Source organism: Billgrantia montanilacus, assembly GCF_003336675.1.
GTDB lineage: Bacteria > Pseudomonadota > Gammaproteobacteria > Pseudomonadales > Halomonadaceae > Halomonas > Halomonas montanilacus.
The window spans coordinates 36933-52122 of sequence record NZ_QPII01000020.1; the positions used below are offsets into that span (position 1 = coordinate 36933).

Consider the following 15190-nt stretch of genomic DNA (forward strand, 5'->3'; position numbering starts at 1 on the left):
TAAGGGGGTTCGATGCAGGCAAACTTGACGCGTGGATCGATTGTCAGTTCAGCGGACGATCTTTTTTATCGGCAAGGCTTCGAGCAGACCTCTTTTGCGGACATATCGGAGGCTGTTGGCATATCCCGGGGTAATTTCTATTACCACTTCAAGACGAAAGACGAGATCTTGGAGGCAGTCATCAAACGCCGTCTTGCCAATACCCGCAATATGCTCGATCAGTGGGAGGTCAATAGCAGTGAGCCCGACGAGCGCATCCGCAGCTTCATTCGAATCCTGATCAGTAACCGGGGCAAGATCATGCGACACGGCTGCCCGGTCGGCACGCTGTGCGCCGAGCTTGCAAAGCTGGAGCATCTCCAGCGCGATGCTGCAAACGAGGTCATGACCTTGTTCCGGACCTGGCTAGGCAGGCAGTTCGCTGCCTTGGGATATGAGGCTGATGCAGATGCTCTCGCGATGCATCTGCTGGCGCGAAGCCAAGGGATCGCTCTCGTGGCGAATGCCTATCAAGACGAGAAATTCGTCGATGCTGAGGTCGAGCAATTGCTCGATTGGCTAGATACAAGTACAGGCGTATCTCCGCGCCTTCACACTGAACAATCACACAAAGGGGGCTGATGATGCACTTGGTACTTCTCCGCTTTTCGGACAACAAGAGTGAGGCAGGCCGTTTCATGGAGGGCCACAAGCAATGGCTCGAGCGCGGCTTTGATGAGGGTGTGTTTCTCGTTTCGGGCAGTATCCAGCCGAAGCAGGGTGGAGCCATCCTGGCGCATAATGTCTCCCTGGATGACCTGCAGCAGCGTGTCAGTGAGGATCCGTTCGTGGCAGAGGGTGTCGTGAGCGAGGAAATCATCGAAGTGAGCCCCTCGAAGACGGATGAGCGGCTAGCGTTTTTGCTCTCCTAGCATTCCGACCTGTTTTACTCAGGACTAGAAAATGACAAATCTGATTCCTGGTCCCGATGGCCGCCAACGTTGCCGCTGGTGTAGCGTTGCCCCTGAGTTTCTCGCGTATCACGACACGGAGTGGGGGTTCCCGGTCAGCGATGATCGGCGCTTGTTCGAGAAGCTGTGCCTCGAGGGATTTCAGTCAGGTCTGAGCTGGCGCACGATCCTCGCGAAGCGAGAGAACTTTCGTGCCGCTTTCTATGGCTTCGACTTTACCCGCATCGCACAGTTTGACCATCACGACGTCGAGCGCTTGCTAGGCGATCCGGGAATCGTGCGGCACCGAGGGAAGATCGAAGCTGTCATCAACAATGCTCGCCGTGCCATTGAGTTCGTTGAGCGGGAAGGCTCTCTTGCGGCCTTCTTCTGGCGCTATGAGCCGGCACCACTCCAGGACGTCGAGCCACAGAGCGTATCGACATCGGCGGAGTCGATCGCCCTGTCAAAGGCACTCAAGAAGCAAGGCTGGAAGTTCGTTGGTCCGACGACGGTTTACGCCTTTATGCAGGCCATGGGGCTGATCAACGACCACGCAATGGGTTGTGTCGTCCGTGACGAGGTCGAACATGCCCGTTTGACTTTCGAACGGCCTGTCGCCGGGTAGCTAAGCAGAAAAGCGCCAGCAGTGTGCCCCGAGCCAAGTGGCCGGCTTGGGGCTCTCACGTTTCTAGCACCGCGAGAGCGCGAACAGACCGCTACACCTTGCTCACGATCAGCGCCGCATTCACCCCGCCAAAACCGAAGCCGTTGCACAGCACATGCTGCGTGCGATGCTCACGTGCCGAGCCCGTAACGATGTCCAGGTCCTGCAGGTCCTCGTCGGCGTTCTCCAGGTTCAGGGTAGGGGGCAGGCGGTCGTGCATGACAGACAGGGCGGAGAAGATGCTCTCCACGCCGCCGGCGGCGCCGAGCAGGTGGCCGGTGGCCGACTTGGTGGCGGAGATCGGGATGCTGCCCATCAGGGCCATGGCTGGACAAGCTTTAACAGTAGGGCAGTTGTCTCTCGTAGCCGCGTTAGCGCTCAGTTTGCGATGCTGGTTGAGGTACATCCATATCGAGTGGAGTTTGCAAGGCACCCCATATCGTATTCGCGACGACTCCGGTGGAGCGGGAACGCTGACGTATTAGGTGTAGCTGGGAACAACGTACAGGGAAGCCTGCCAGATCCAGCGGTACCAAGTCTCCAGATAAGATTTCCGCCCTCACGAGATGCTCCGGCAAGCCACCCCACCCCATCCCGGCGAGAATAACCTCCTTTTTAGCGGCCATATCCGAGACCGTCCAGCGCAATCCGTCCGGCAGAACATCACGACTCTGCTCAAATGCGCCATCGCCTGTCCCGGCCAGGATGACCTGGACAAAGGTTCGCATCTGCGCATTACTGATCTGTCCCGGAATGCGGGCAGGACCATAGTCTGGCCGGGCCACCGGCACGATAGTCACCGTTGTGTAGGAGAGCGCTTCGACCGCATCGGCAGACAGGCCGTCCATGGTCGAAATGACTATATCAGCCTCTCCGTTCATCAATCGCTCCGCTGCTCCGCCCATAGCTTCAGTGCTCAGTCGAATGTGGGTCGCGGGGAAGCATTGTCCTATCCTGCTCACCACTGCCAAAAGCGGCGCCAGTGGGCAAGTGGCGGTGACAGCCAGGACGACCTTTGGCTCCTGGTGTGCGGCCAACTGTTCTGCAAGATGGCCGAGTTCCTGCACCTGCTCCAGCACCAAATTTGCTTGCCGGTAGAAGACTTCCCCCGCCGGAGTAAGCGTCGGCCGATAGCCTTCGCGAGACAATAACGTTAACCCGATCTCTTCCTCGAGCGTCTTCAGCATCTGGCTCAGCGCCGGTTGAGATTTGTGCAGTATCGCGGCGGCACCGCGGAAGGTACCCGCCGTCACGATCGCCTGCAGCACTCGCAGCTGTTCCAGTTTCATGGTGAATGTTCCCCTTCCTCCCACATGATCTGATTTTATTATCATTCATATCATAACTCAATATTATTTTTTTATGTCTCGATTTCTTACTCTTGCTGTGTTCGGGCCTGATGCCCTCACACCACGAGGAGTCGAAAACATGAAATTGTTCTACAAGGCAGGTGCTTGCTCTCTGGCGTCGCACATCGCCCTGCGGGAAGTTGGCGCAGAGTTCCAGCTGGAGGCAGTGGACACCCAGCGGAAAATGACGGAAACCGGTACAGACTACCGATCGATAAACCCGAAGGGTTATGTACCCGCGCTGGTAATCGGCTCCGACGTGCTCACCGAAGGGGCCGCGATTCTGCAGTTCATTGCAGACACCCATCCCCTGAGCAATCTTGCGCCAGACGTCGGCACCATCCCACGGGCCCGGCTTCAGGAGCACCTTAATTACGTCGCGTCGGAACTTCACAAGGCCTTCGGTCCCTTCTTCCGTGACGATACAACAGAAAAGCAGAAAGAGTACGCAGCCCATGCCGTTGCGACGAAGTTTGATTATATCGAAACCCTGCTCTCTGACGATCGCTCTTACTTATTGGGAGATGGCTTTACGGTGGCGGACGCCTATCTTTTCGTTGTCGCCAACTGGGCGAACTTTGTGGGGATCGATCTGAAATCCTGGCCGTATCTGGCATCTTTCGTCGAGCGCGTAGCGGCTCGTCCTGCCGTGCAGGCCGCAATGGTCGCTGAAGGGTTGACGGAGCAATGACCCAACCATCCACCCATATAGCAATCATGCGCTTGCTTGATGCATATCTGGACGGGCTCCATTACGCCGACAGCGGAATGCTGCAGGAGGTGTTTCACTCAGATGCCCGGTATATCAATACGGTAGCCGGCGACTACTGCAACCTTTCGGTACCGGAATATTTCCAGTTACTAGAAGAACGGGTTGCGCCCGCCGAGAGTGGTCAAGAACGACAGGGTAGGGTCGTGGCCATTGAAGTAGGGGGACCATGCATGGCCTTCGCAAAGGTCGAAGTGGCTATGCTGGGTCGAGCCTATAACGACTTTCTGACCTTGCTTTTCGACAATGGAAAATGGTCCATCATCACAAAGGTGTTTCACTACAACACGTAACCATGGGGGTTATGGAATGCCATACGTCAATATCAAGGTGACACGCGAGGGAGGCCCAGACGGAACCGGCCCTTCCGATGACCATAAGGCACAACTTATCGCGGGTGTTACCGACTTGCTGGCCCGAGTGCTGAACAAAAACCCTGAAACCACGGTGGTCGTCATTGATGAAGTCGATCTGCCCAACTGGGGGATCGGCGGCCTTGCGGTTCCTGAGTTTCGGGAAAAGACGTAGTATCACTAAGTGGAGGTAGCCGAACGTGAGTCTCAAAACGCAAATAACCGCCTTGCTGGGGATTGAGCACCCTATCCTGCTTGCGCCTATGGCTGGCGTCAGCGGTTCACAACTAACGTCTGCCGTCAGCGCAGCGGGTGGTTTGGGCCTGCTCGGCGGAGGTTATTGTCACCGTGATTGGATACGGCAGGAACTCGATGCGCTTCAGGGAACCTTTTTCGGTGTCGGTCTGATCACCTGGGCACTGGATAAGGACCCGGAAGTTCTCGAAATGGTGCTTGCCTACGAGCCTGAGGCGGTATTCCTCTCTTTTGGCGATATCGGGCCTTACGTGCAACGGATCCAGGGGACGGGAGCACGCGTCATTGCACAGGTGCAAACGCTCGCTGGAGCGCAGGAAGCGGCTGCACATGGAGCGGACATCATCGTGGCGCAGGGTACCGAAGCGGGTGGCCACGGTGGGGCTCGTGCCACGTTGCCGCTGGTGGCTGCAGTAGTTGATGCCGTGTCGGATCGTCCGGTGCTAGCTGCGGGAGGTATTGCGGATGGGCGCGGCCTTGCCGCCGCTCTTATGCTAGGTGCCCAGGGTGTGGTTTGCGGCACTGCATTCTGCGCCAGCGACGAGGGGTTAAACCACACTAGAGCGAAGTCGGCGATGATTCAGGCTACTGGTGATGACACCCTGCGCAGCACAGTATTCGATCTTGCACGCGGAGTCGATTGGTCCGGGGACTGGAAGCTGCGTTCGCTGGCCAATGACTTCACAGCACGCTGGCACAACGACCTGGATGCGTTCCGTCGTCACTTGGCGGCTGAACAGGTTCGCTACAGCCAGGCTCGAGAGGCGGGGAATTTTCAGGAGGCTGCGGTGATCGTCGGCGAAGCAGTCGATCTGGTGCGAGCCACGGCACCGGCTAGAAAAATCGTCAGCGCCATGGTCCGCGAGGCCCAAGACTGCCTGAAAACGGCACCCAAGTTCTTGGAAATTTCGGACCAGCCTTCGACCCGACCGGAACGCTATCGAATGTAACCGACGGGGGTGGTCATAGTCTCAAGGCCTCGGCCGAGTCTCTGCTGGCTCGGGGCTTCGCTGCTGGTACGACCCTTTCTGCGTGAGTGAACCCGCCCCTACACCTTGCTCACGATCAGCGCCGCATTCACCCCGCCAAAACCGAAGCCGTTGCACAGCACATGCTGCGTGCGATGCTCGCGTGCCGAGCCCGAGACGATATCCAGGTCGTGCAGGTCCGCGTCGGCGTTTTCCAGATTCAGGGTCGGGGGCAGGCGGTCGTGCATGACCGAAAGGGCAGAGAAGATGCTCTCCACGCCGCCGGCGGCACCGAGCAGGTGGCCGGTGGCCGACTTGGTGGCGGAGATCGGGATGCCGGCGAGGGCGTCGCCGAAGGCGTTGCGCAGCGATGCGATCTCGGCCCGGTCACCGACCGGTGTCGAGGTGGCGTGGGCATTGATGTGGTCGATCGCTTCGGGAGACAGCCCCGCCATTCTCAGTGCTGAGCGGATGGCTGCCGCGGCACCCGCGCCGTCTTCCGGGCCGGCGGTGATGTGGTGGGCGTCGGAACTGGTGCCATAGCCGCTGAGGATGGCCAGGGGCGTTGCACCGCGGGCCTCGGCGTGGGCCAGGGTTTCGATCACCAGCAGCCCCGCGCCTTCGCCCATGACGAAGCCGTTGCGGGCCTGGTCGAAGGGCCGCGACGCACTGGCGGGATCGTCCTGCTCGGTGGAGAGTGCCTTCATGGCATGGAAGCTGGCCAGCGACAGCGGGTCGATACAGGCCTCGGCACCGCCCACCAGGGCAACGTCGGCTTCGCCGCTGCGTATCATGCGCATGCCGTCACCGATGGCTTGCACGCCGGCTGCACAGGCTGTCACCGGGCAGCCCAGCGGCCCGCGGAAGCCATAGCGAATCGACACATTGCCCGCCGCCAGGTTGGCCAGGAAGGCCGGCACGGTGAACGGGGAGAGCCGGCGGTGGCCGCGCGTCGACAGGGTGTTCTGCGCCTGGGTGATGGTGGGGAAACCGCCGATGCCGGAGCCCACGATGGTGGCCGTGGCCAGTTGGTCCGCCTCGCTCGACGGGAACCAGTTGGCCTGGGTCAGCGCCTCTTCGGCGGCGGCCATGGCGTAGAGGCTGAACAGCTCTATCTTGCGACGCTCCTTGGCGTCGGCCACGCGGTCCGGATCGAAGCCGGCTTCCGGGTCGTCGGCGATGTCGGGCACCGAGCCCGCGACCTTGATCGGTAGCTCGCCGGTATCGAAGCGATTGATCGGAGAGATGCCGGAGCGGCCGGCAAGAAGGCGCTCCCAGCCTGCCTTGACGCCGGAACCGAGGGGGCTGATCATGCCCATGCCGGTGATGACGAGCGGTGATTGCATGGTAATGTCCTGAACAGCTGGGTGTTGTGCCACGCTAACACTGGGCTTGATATGATCAAGGTAATATTCAGCGGAGTGAGAGGTTGCCATGCCCTACTCGACGAACCACAAGGCCAAATCGCGGGAACGCATCCTTAAATCCGCTATCGAGCTGTTCAGCCGCAAAGGCTTCGAGAAGGTCTCCATCGGCCAGATCATGAAGCTGGCCAAGATGACCCATGGTGCCTTCTACGCGCACTTCGCCTCGAAGGAAGCGCTCTACCACGCCTCGGTGCGGGAAACCCTGGACGGCAGCCGTGCGGCCAGGCTGGTCAAGGGGCCGCTCTCGGTAAAGCACCTGACCGAGCTGGTCGCCAACTGCTGGAACCTCCAGGAGCTGGAGCGCAAGCACAAGCCGGGACCCGAAACCGTGCTGTTCAACGAGATCGGCAACGAGAACGCCGAGGTCCGCACGCTGTTCGAAGCCTCCTACCTGCGCATGAAGAAGATGCTGGAAACCCGGCTCATCGCCCTCAGCCGCCTGAAGAAACTGCCCTTCGAACCCGACCGCGAGGTCATCGCCGACAAGTCCCGCGCCATTCTCGCCTCCCTGGTGGGCGCCGTGGCCATCGCCAAGAGCCTGCCCGGTGAGCAGGAGCGCCAGCACATCCTCAACGCCGCCCAGCGCAACATCCTGCAGATGCTCGGTGTGAACGAGAGCGAGCTGGAGAGCATGCTGGATGCCACGGGGTAGGAGCAGAGCCCGGCCTGAGCTGCTCTCATAGCCTGCCCCTATCAAGGCGAAAGCCTCCCTTCGCCTTGACGGCTTCGGTCCTGAATCCTTCACTGATACTGACGGCTTATAGGAACTCTCAATGCCTTCGGCATAGGGTCGGAAGGTGTTTACAAAAAATGAGGCGATGCGGCGACGTCGGCTCAAATCTCCTGTAGGCCACCATCCAGTCGAGGAGAAGACCGTGTCTGAACAAAAGTCTACACGTCGGGAGTGGGGGGCACGCACCACGCCCAGTCTGCAGGGCAACGAACACTGGTGGCCCGACCAGCTCAACCTCAATGTACTGCACCAGAAGCACCCCGACGCCAGCCCGTTCGGTGCCGACTTCAGCTATGCCGAGGCGTTCTCGCAGCTCAACGTCGACGAACTGTGCGCCGATCTCGATGCCTTGATGACCGACTCGCAGGAGTGGTGGCCCGCCGACTGGGGCCACTACGGGCCGTTCTTCATACGCATGTCGTGGCACGCCGCCGGCACCTACCGCGCGGTAGACGGCCGCGGTGGCGGCGGCACCGGCGCCCAGCGCTTCGCGCCGCTCAACAGCTGGCCCGACAACGGCAACCTGGACAAGGCCCGCCGGCTGCTCTGGCCGATCAAGCAGAAGTACGGCGAGAAGATCTCCTGGGCCGACCTGCTGGTCCTTGCCGGCAATCGCGCGCTCGAGACGATGGGCTTTCGCACCTTCGGTTTCGGCTACGGCCGCGCCGACATCTGGGCACCGGAGGACGACATCTACTGGGGCCCCGAGACCGAGTGGCTCTCGACCAACGACGAGCGTTATACCGGCACCTGGGAGGACGGCAGTCGCACCCTGGATAACCCCCTTGCCGCGGTCCAGATGGGGCTGATCTACGTCAACCCGGAGGGCCCCAACGGCGTACCGGACGCGATGAAGTCCGCCCAGGACGTACGCGAGACCTTCGCCCGCATGGGCATGAACGACCGCGAGACCGTCGCGCTGACAGTAGGCGGCCACACCTTCGGCAAGATGCACGGCAACGGCTCGCCCGACGCAGTGGGCGAGGCGCCCGAGGCTGCGAAGATTCACCAGCAGGGGATCGGCTGGGCCAACAAGAACGAGACCGGCCTGGGTGAATACACGGTCACCTCCGGCCTCGAAGGCGCCTGGACCCCGACGCCGACCAAGTGGGATAACTCATACCTCAACACCATCTTCGCCCACCAGTGGGAGGTCAAGAAGTCGCCCGCGGGTGCGAATCAGTGGGAGCCGGTCGAGGTGAAGGAGGGGTTCTGGGTGCCCGATGCCCACGTCGAAGGCAAGAAGAACCCGCCGGTGATGAATACCGCTGACATGGCGATGATCACCGATCCCGCCTATCTCGAGATCGCCAAGGAGTTCCACCAGAACCCGGACGTGCTCGCCGACGAGTTCGCCCGTGCCTGGTACAAGCTGCTGCACCGTGACATGGGTCCGCAAGCCCGCTACCTCGGCCCACAGGTGCCCAACGAGGATCTCGTCTGGCAGGACCCGGTGCCCAAGCATGAGGGACCGCTGGTCAACGATCAGCAGATCGCCACCCTCAAGCAGCAGATCGCCGACTCCGGCCTGACCGCCAAGCAGCTGGTGGGAACCGCCTGGGCCGCGGCCTGCACCTATCGCCAGACCGACCACCGCGGCGGCGTCAACGGCGCGCGCATCCGTCTTGAGCCGCAGATTGGCTGGGACGTCAACGTGCGCTCCGGCGTGCCCGAGGTGCTCGATCGGCTCGATAAAATCAAGGAAGACTCGGACGCCAATATTTCGCTGGCGGACATGATCGTGCTGGGCGGTAACGTGGGGGTCGAGATGGCGGCGAAGGCGGCCGGGCACCACATCACGGTTCCGTTCTCCCCCGGCCGCACCGACGCGAGCCAGGAGATGACCGAGATCGATGCGCATGCCTACCTAGAGCCGAGGCACGATGCCTTCCGCAACTACATGCAGCCCCAGGCGACCTCCATCCCGGCAGAGCACTTGATGATCGACCGCGCCTTCATGCTGAACCTCAGCGTACCGCAGATGACGGCGCTGCTCGGCGGCATGCGGGCCATCGGCGTCAACGTCGGTGACAACAGCAACGATGGCACCTTCACCGACCGCCCCGGCCAGCTGACGAACGACTTCTTCGTCAACCTCGTCGACATGGGCACCGTCTGGGAGCCCCTCGACGAGGAAGAGGAGCGCTTTGAAGGCCGCCACCGCAAGACGGGCGAGAAGAAGTGGACCGCCACCCGCGTCGACCTCGTGTACGGCTCCAACTCGCAGCTACGCGCCATCGCTGAGGAGTACGCCGCCAACGGCGGCGAGGAGCGCATGATCGACCGCTTCGTGAAAGGCTGGGTCAAGGTCATGGAGAACGACCGCTTCGACCTGCACCGCTGAATGACAGGTCCGCGGCGGTAACGCGGACCTGGCTTCCACAATGACCCCGAAGGTTGGGTATCCAGCCTTCGGGGTATTTATTTCAACCTCATGCTTTCGTTGGCGTTGCCCTCAGCGTAACGGTTGTTTACGGTAGGTAAAAAGCTGTAGTAGACGGCTTAGCGACCAAGCATACGCAGGGACTGCCGCACTAATGATGATGCGAATTATCATCCATTCTGCCAGCAGGGGCGGTAGCGTGCCCCGACTCCCGATTTCCCCGCCTGACAAACACCAATCTTACCGACAATCTCCAGCCACCTATTGGATTTAAATCGATTCGGCCGCGCATGGTATTCTGACAAGCTCCTGATTAACTAGAGATAACCCAATGCGGCATGACGGCAAGCTCACACAGTGGAACGACGACAAGGGCTTCGGGTTCATTACGCCGACCGCAGGCGGCCCCCGCGTATTCGTCCACATCAGCGCCTTTCCAAGCGGTGGGCGCCGGCCAACGGTCAACGAGCCGATTACCTACCACCTGACACAAGACAGCCAGAACAGGCCGAGGGCGCAGAAGGCGATCTACCTGAACGCGGCACGCCATGCATCCCCGCGTTCAAGAGGGCTGATGCTGGCAAGCAGTATCGCCGCTGCGTTTTTCGCGCTTCTGGCAGCCTTGAGCGCTCTAGGGCATATGCCAATGCCGCTCCTGGCGGCATACGCGCTACTGAGCGTGATCACCTTCGCCATGTACGGCATCGACAAAGCCGCAGCAGGGAAGGGCAGAAGGCGCACACCAGAAGCCACTCTGCTCTTCGCAGGTTTGATAGGCGGCTGGCCCGGCGCGCTGGTGGCGCAGCAGCTTTTTCGGCACAAAACCAGGAAGCAGCCGTTTCAGGCCATATTTTGGTGTGGGGTGGTGGTGAATTGTGGAGTGTTAGGGTGGCTAATTTATTCGGGTGAACTGGCAAGCCTTTGGGCTGGTTTGGGGTTTGGTTAACACAGTTACACGGGCTGTGGCGCGTAATGCGCTTGGCTGTATCCCTGTATATTAATTAATATGCATATAGTGTATTGGTACCGGCAAAACCCGCAAGCATGCGAATTCTGCATAGGTCGCCTAGCTATTCTTAGTCCAGTGAAATATCAATGGGTTAGGTGCGAAGCAGAAGTCTAGATAAGATTCTTGAAGGCGCCGCCGCGTTCAAGATGGTGAACGAGCGTGCTATCCAATACCTGTTATATTTCGAAGGAAGCATAGTGTGTCAGTAGACAAATACGCCGAAAAAATGGCTAGAGCCGACTCAATGGCGTTTGTCAGGCGCGTCATGTGGAAGTCGCTTGATGAAAGAATACGGCAGGTCTTCGATGCGCACTCAGAACATACGTCAACGCTGAATCAGTTTGGTGGCCTTTTCATCAGGAGCGCACGTGACGACGAGCCAATTCGGTCATCTGGTTTATTATCGTCTCAGCATATAAATTCGACCCATATTTTTACGGGCCATCGACTTCTTGGGGTTTCACTGGTTGATCAAAAAAAGAGCAACCTGAAAATTGCCTCTGAAACTAATGCCCAGTTATGGTATTCCCAAGGCCCTTCTGGTCAGGTACTGGTTTTCGTCGCACCTTATAAATCGGATGCCGGGGAAATAGACGAGAAAGAAATCATAATCGGAAAGTATATAGAGCCGGCATCCATATCGGTTGCCGATGTGAAGCGTCATTTTAGAGTGTTCTTTAAGTATTGTTCCTGCACAAGCCAGCATTCAGCCAATAGCTTGCTACATTTCTTGTACAGGAAAAGACTAATGATGAGCGACTTTAGGTATCGCAGTGATTTCAGAGCCAAAGCTATAAAAGTAGTTGAGAGGGTCGCAATATTGATACTAGGTGGGGCCGCAGTTTGGGCATCTCTATATGCGGGTGGAAAAATATAACTATGCCAGTCACGGCGACGGTTACTGCATTGCGGCTGCGCCTCCATTCCGTAACCGCGCGTGCTGGGCGGCGTTATCTCTAGGGAAGAATTCTATGCCTAAGCAAATACAGAGAGATCATGAGATCTATATCGCTCCCGGTATATTGGGACTTTACGAAAATGATTCCCCGGTCGCAATAGACCAACTTAATGATCAAAATAGGTTAGATCCGACCAATGTGGATGACAAAATTACCATATATGAGCGCGAGGTAACTGGTTGGTTTTTAGAGCCCGCTTTAAAGCTTCTTGATGAAGACAGCTTTCAAAACGCGTTTATTGTCCTGATGGTTTGTATGTCTTATCTTGAAGGGGTGGAACAATATAAAACAGGAATAGACAGTAATCGAAGAAGTAAAGATTGTTTTGTGGAATCATTAGAACGCTTATATCCAGATCAATTTCATAAGAGAGATCTGGAAAAATTGTATTCTAAGTCTAGGTGTGGACTTTTCCATAATGGAATGGTGAAAGGCGGAGTTGTTTTTAGCTCTGAATACGATAATGTTATGAGTTTTAGCAATAATGCTGAAATTATTAAAATTAATTCTCGCCTTCTATTGAACAGAATTCGTCAAGACTTTAGCTCATACATAAATGAGTTACGCTCGGAAGAGCAATCCGAAACAATTAGAGACAACTTTAATAGAATATTTTCTGTTTTATAGGAAAATGAGATAACAAGGGGCTGCAACCGACCTCCGGCCATTGTCAACTTTTTGCGGTTCGCAGAAAAAAAGCCGCCAATAGCCTCCGGCGGCTAAGCCCGGCGTTAGATTCTTACGAGAAATAAATCATGGTCAGTTGGAACTCTGAAATACTAGAAAAACATATTGCTCCGGGTATAAGTGATTTCACAGAAGCCCATATCCCCGATTTGCGTAGTGACTACGACCAGGCAGAATACTGGCTAACAAATCACTTCCTAAATAATGCCTTACGCACATCGTTTAATCCGCCAGTAAAGCAGTATGTTCAAAACTATATATTTCGAGCAGAGGTTTTGTTTCGCTTATACCATGAAGCTAGAGATGTCACATTGGGCTATCTTGAGGGCAACGATGCACGAAACCCTAGAGTGAGCAGGTACTATAAGGCTATTTCAATATGGGAGACAGTTTTTCTTAATTGGGCGGTCGCTTTTGATCTGATTGTTAAGCTAAACGATAACAAGAAGCTTTTTGTAAAAGGTGAGGGCTCAGAGGAAGAGGGAGCTTACGAGATACAGAATGAAATAAAACATTGCGGCGGAAGCATTTTCGGTGGTCATTGGACAGAAACCAGTACGATTCCAATCTGGCTAACAAATAGTGGTATATCTAGCCATAATTGCAATATTTCTTTTTCTGAACTATCTGAGCTAGTAGCAGAAGTTGCTAAGCTTGCTAATGAATTACAAGATCCCTTGTCATTTTCTGAATCTAACAAGGGCAATCACTCGGACTAATTTTACGCTGACGCTCCAAATTATCCGGTGTTGCCAGCGTTACGTTTTGCGCATGCTCTGGAATTAATACAAAAGAGGGTGAGTTTTGGCTGAGCTAAAGGTTAAATTTCGATACCAAAATGGTACAGCCGATACCGGTCGGTTGGGCATTATACAATGCTTCTGTTGCGCTGACAGGGGTGGCTAGAGCAACTTCTATAGTTACGCATGCGTATCTGAACGGTGAAGTCAGGTCGCATGGAGATGCCGCACACGGTGCGGAGTTCTATATCAACACCCCTAAAAGAGGCAGCTTCACTTATGAGGCTATTATTTGGGTCTCAGGGGCAATATCAGGGGGTGTTTTCTATGATTTTGTTAAATATTCCTTCAATGAAGCGGTGGGTGAGACCTCGCAACCTGATGATATGTACGCCCAATTAGCTAAGCTATAGAACCGACAATAGATGAATTGCCCGCTATTCTTGAGTCGCCCTTATCCGATATGCATCGGCCTATTCGGAAAGAGCCGGTAATGATTATGGACGTAACTCGTCCACGTGGAGAAAAGCTTGCGACGTTTGATTCGGATACGGCTCTATACCTGCTTCCACAAACGATACCTGCACCGCACCAGATCGTTGGAAATGTAACTAAATACAACAATATAACTGGCTGGGGTCGATTTTTGACAGGATCGAAGGCAGGACGATTTCGTTTAACACCAGCCTAAAAAGTCCTGAGTCCCAGCGAGAACTGATCACGTGGTCACAGCATGAAAATAACCGCGGCAATGAAGGACTTCTGTATTTGAGTGCGGACGCAGTTGTCACTCCAACTGATGTAATTAAAAGGTACATAGTCAAAGAGGTGAGTAAGTCACCGATTTAAAACGTAACAAGCGGCTGTTGCCGGACGCACCTGCGCTAGCGCTCCGGTGCGCCGAAAAGCCAAAGCGTTAGGCTCAATAGAGTATGGATAAGTATCGAACACTCATAAGTACCTGCACCTCAATAGACGAACAATTTCGACGAGATCAGATGAAATTGTGCTTTCTCTGGTATGACGAAATTCTGTTCGAAGATATTGGCACCTATGACGAATCAAGATGGTTCTCAAATCTATTGTTGGGCGAGGAGTTGCCTAAGAAACTGCTTCACGACTTAACTGATTTAATAGTTCCACTTCGCTCTCGTACCAATGTTGATATGAAAGAGTACTATGAGAAGCAACTAGGCCGCGGGTATCCAAGATGGGGTAAAAGCTGGGAACAATACACTTACCCAGAACCGGAAAATGCCGAGCAATATGCGCACAATGCTCTTTTGAAAAAAATAGAAGCTGAATGGGGCTTAGATGGCCTATCAGATGAGCACGCAGAGGGTCGCGCTCGTGTTGCCACCGATGCAGTAAATCTGTGGCAGGTGATAAATACAGATTTGCCTTGCATGCTTCAAGCAAATGATGATGAAAAGCTAGCGATGAGTTCTGCTACTTCATTCTATTCCAGCAATCAATCATCTGCACCGGATACCTTTGAATTGTTTTCATTATCAGTGCCCGAAATGAAGGCTGTCCCTTGGAGTGAGGTTATAAATCTGAAGCGAGAAGGAAAATTTGACCAGCTTAGAAACCGGCTGAAAGAAGTAAGTCAATCTTCGAACGGTGACATAAATGCGGCTCGTTCTGAGTTGATCAAGCATGAACAGCGAGCAACAGAAGAAATAATTGAAAAGTATCGACCAAATGTTAAAAAAGTGGTGGCAGAGTCTCTTTGGGCGAATATACCAAATATTCCATTTCTAAACCCTGTGGGTGCTTACTTTGGAGCTAGGGACATTAAGTTAGAAAGAGACAAGGCTTCAAACCTCAATTGGTTCTATTTGCTCAGAGATATAAGACAGCTTCCTGAGTGCTCTGAGTCCGATGAAGCCTAACAAAGCGCTGCTGTCTGACAAATTTTCCGCAGCGCTCCAAATTTGCCGCAGAGCGCGGCGTTAAATG

The 15190-nt window shown here is 55.7% G+C and carries 17 protein-coding genes and 1 pseudogene; 15 read left to right on the forward strand and 3 right to left on the reverse strand.

The genetic code is table 11. The features are described 5' to 3' along the window. Nucleotides 1–12 precede the first annotated feature (12 nt). From DU505_RS19400 to DU505_RS19410, 3 genes are read left to right on the forward strand one after another with little or no spacing between them, the layout of a single operon-like run. Nucleotides 13–621, forward strand: coding sequence for a TetR/AcrR family transcriptional regulator (locus DU505_RS19400; RefSeq protein WP_114480614.1), 609 nt, complete (start codon nucleotides 13–15; stop codon nucleotides 619–621). Nucleotides 622–623: 2 nt separating this feature from the next. Then, on the forward strand, nucleotides 624–911 hold the full coding sequence (locus DU505_RS19405; RefSeq protein WP_114480615.1) for a YciI family protein: 288 nt from the start codon (nucleotides 624–626) through the stop codon (nucleotides 909–911). A 31-nt stretch (nucleotides 912–942) separates the two neighbouring features. Beyond that, nucleotides 943–1557: a DNA-3-methyladenine glycosylase I gene (locus DU505_RS19410; protein ID WP_114480616.1), complete on the forward strand. Its 615-nt coding sequence runs from the start codon at nucleotides 943–945 to the stop codon at nucleotides 1555–1557. A gap of 91 nt (nucleotides 1558–1648) precedes the next feature. Here DU505_RS19410 and DU505_RS19415 read toward each other — a convergent pair. Continuing rightward, a pseudogene (locus DU505_RS19415) lies at nucleotides 1649–1912 on the reverse strand (beta-ketoacyl-ACP synthase II); the annotation flags it as partial. A 55-nt stretch (nucleotides 1913–1967) separates the two neighbouring features. Beyond that, complete coding sequence (locus DU505_RS19420) at nucleotides 1968–2885, reverse strand: LysR family transcriptional regulator (protein WP_114480617.1); 918 nt, start codon at nucleotides 2883–2885, stop codon at nucleotides 1968–1970. 139 nt (nucleotides 2886–3024) lie between these two features. Between DU505_RS19420 and gstA the strand changes: the two genes are divergently transcribed. Genes gstA through DU505_RS19440 form a run of 4 tightly spaced genes read left to right on the forward strand, consistent with a single transcriptional unit; the run spans nucleotide 3025 to nucleotide 5272 of the window. Further along, on the forward strand, nucleotides 3025–3636 hold the full coding sequence (gene gstA / locus DU505_RS19425; RefSeq protein WP_114480618.1) for a glutathione transferase GstA: 612 nt from the start codon (nucleotides 3025–3027) through the stop codon (nucleotides 3634–3636). Continuing rightward, nucleotides 3633–4007 carry a nuclear transport factor 2 family protein gene (locus DU505_RS19430; RefSeq protein WP_114480619.1) on the forward strand — a complete coding sequence of 125 codons (375 nt, stop codon included), beginning with the start codon at nucleotides 3633–3635 and terminating at the stop codon, nucleotides 4005–4007. The genes gstA and DU505_RS19430 overlap by 4 nt, the downstream gene beginning before the upstream one ends. A 16-nt stretch (nucleotides 4008–4023) precedes the next feature. Continuing rightward, the gene (locus DU505_RS19435) at nucleotides 4024–4242 is read left to right on the forward strand and encodes a tautomerase family protein (RefSeq protein WP_114480620.1); all 219 of its coding nucleotides are present in this window, start codon (nucleotides 4024–4026) and stop codon (nucleotides 4240–4242) included. A 25-nt stretch (nucleotides 4243–4267) separates the two neighbouring features. Beyond that, nucleotides 4268–5272 carry an NAD(P)H-dependent flavin oxidoreductase gene (locus DU505_RS19440; RefSeq protein ID WP_114480621.1) on the forward strand — a complete coding sequence of 335 codons (1005 nt, stop codon included), beginning with the start codon at nucleotides 4268–4270 and terminating at the stop codon, nucleotides 5270–5272. Nucleotides 5273–5370: 98 nt separating this feature from the next. On the opposite strand, the gene fabF is transcribed toward DU505_RS19440, so the two are convergent. Further along, on the reverse strand, nucleotides 5371–6636 hold the full coding sequence (fabF, locus tag DU505_RS19445) for a beta-ketoacyl-ACP synthase II (RefSeq protein WP_114480622.1): 1266 nt from the start codon (nucleotides 6634–6636) through the stop codon (nucleotides 5371–5373). An 88-nt stretch (nucleotides 6637–6724) separates the two neighbouring features. Here fabF and DU505_RS19450 point away from each other — a divergent pair, with 88 nt between their 5' ends. From DU505_RS19450 to DU505_RS22445, 8 genes are all read left to right on the forward strand, one after another. Then, entirely contained in the window at nucleotides 6725–7369 is a 645-nt protein-coding gene (locus DU505_RS19450; RefSeq protein ID WP_114480623.1) for a TetR/AcrR family transcriptional regulator, read from the forward strand. A 223-nt stretch (nucleotides 7370–7592) separates the two neighbouring features. Further along, nucleotides 7593–9794: a catalase/peroxidase HPI gene (katG, locus tag DU505_RS19455; RefSeq protein ID WP_114480624.1), complete on the forward strand. Its 2202-nt coding sequence runs from the start codon at nucleotides 7593–7595 to the stop codon at nucleotides 9792–9794. Nucleotides 9795–10164: 370 nt separating this feature from the next. Then, nucleotides 10165–10779, forward strand: coding sequence for a DUF1294 domain-containing protein (locus DU505_RS19460; RefSeq protein ID WP_114480625.1), 615 nt, complete (start codon nucleotides 10165–10167; stop codon nucleotides 10777–10779). A gap of 262 nt (nucleotides 10780–11041) precedes the next feature. Continuing rightward, nucleotides 11042–11719 (forward strand): hypothetical protein, encoded by a 678-nt coding sequence (locus DU505_RS22430; RefSeq protein WP_147273108.1) that lies wholly within the window; start codon nucleotides 11042–11044, stop codon nucleotides 11717–11719. A 94-nt stretch (nucleotides 11720–11813) separates the two neighbouring features. Next, nucleotides 11814–12428, forward strand: coding sequence for a hypothetical protein (locus tag DU505_RS22435; RefSeq protein WP_147273109.1), 615 nt, complete (start codon nucleotides 11814–11816; stop codon nucleotides 12426–12428). A 128-nt stretch (nucleotides 12429–12556) separates the two neighbouring features. Continuing rightward, entirely contained in the window at nucleotides 12557–13207 is a 651-nt protein-coding gene (locus DU505_RS22440; RefSeq protein WP_147273110.1) for a hypothetical protein, read from the forward strand. A gap of 119 nt (nucleotides 13208–13326) precedes the next feature. Next, nucleotides 13327–13641 carry a DUF7946 domain-containing protein gene (locus DU505_RS23190; protein WP_479688580.1) on the forward strand — a complete coding sequence of 105 codons (315 nt, stop codon included), beginning with the start codon at nucleotides 13327–13329 and terminating at the stop codon, nucleotides 13639–13641. A 585-nt stretch (nucleotides 13642–14226) separates the two neighbouring features. After that, nucleotides 14227–15123 (forward strand): hypothetical protein, encoded by an 897-nt coding sequence (locus tag DU505_RS22445; RefSeq protein WP_147273111.1) that lies wholly within the window; start codon nucleotides 14227–14229, stop codon nucleotides 15121–15123. The last annotated feature ends 67 nt before the right edge of the window (nucleotides 15124–15190 follow it).

What these genes read in the sequence shown, in the direction of transcription:
- DU505_RS19400 (WP_114480614.1), top strand. Translation starts at nt 13, where the DNA reads ATGCAGGCAAACTTGACGCGTGGATCGATTGTCAGTTCAGCGGACGAT.
- DU505_RS19405 (WP_114480615.1), top strand. Translation starts at nt 624, where the DNA reads ATGCACTTGGTACTTCTCCGCTTTTCGGACAACAAGAGTGAGGCAGGC.
- DU505_RS19410 (WP_114480616.1), top strand. Translation starts at nt 943, where the DNA reads ATGACAAATCTGATTCCTGGTCCCGATGGCCGCCAACGTTGCCGCTGG.
- DU505_RS19420 (WP_114480617.1), bottom strand. Translation starts at nt 2,885, where the DNA reads ATGAAACTGGAACAGCTGCGAGTGCTGCAGGCGATCGTGACGGCGGGT.
- gstA (WP_114480618.1), top strand. Translation starts at nt 3,025, where the DNA reads ATGAAATTGTTCTACAAGGCAGGTGCTTGCTCTCTGGCGTCGCACATC.
- DU505_RS19430 (WP_114480619.1), top strand. Translation starts at nt 3,633, where the DNA reads ATGACCCAACCATCCACCCATATAGCAATCATGCGCTTGCTTGATGCA.
- DU505_RS19435 (WP_114480620.1), top strand. Translation starts at nt 4,024, where the DNA reads ATGCCATACGTCAATATCAAGGTGACACGCGAGGGAGGCCCAGACGGA.
- fabF (WP_114480622.1), bottom strand. Translation starts at nt 6,636, where the DNA reads ATGCAATCACCGCTCGTCATCACCGGCATGGGCATGATCAGCCCCCTC.
- DU505_RS19450 (WP_114480623.1), top strand. Translation starts at nt 6,725, where the DNA reads ATGCCCTACTCGACGAACCACAAGGCCAAATCGCGGGAACGCATCCTT.
- DU505_RS19460 (WP_114480625.1), top strand. Translation starts at nt 10,165, where the DNA reads ATGCGGCATGACGGCAAGCTCACACAGTGGAACGACGACAAGGGCTTC.
- DU505_RS22435 (WP_147273109.1), top strand. Translation starts at nt 11,814, where the DNA reads ATGCCTAAGCAAATACAGAGAGATCATGAGATCTATATCGCTCCCGGT.
- DU505_RS22440 (WP_147273110.1), top strand. Translation starts at nt 12,557, where the DNA reads ATGGTCAGTTGGAACTCTGAAATACTAGAAAAACATATTGCTCCGGGT.
- DU505_RS23190 (WP_479688580.1), top strand. Translation starts at nt 13,327, where the DNA reads ATGGTACAGCCGATACCGGTCGGTTGGGCATTATACAATGCTTCTGTT.
- DU505_RS22445 (WP_147273111.1), top strand. Translation starts at nt 14,227, where the DNA reads ATGAAATTGTGCTTTCTCTGGTATGACGAAATTCTGTTCGAAGATATT.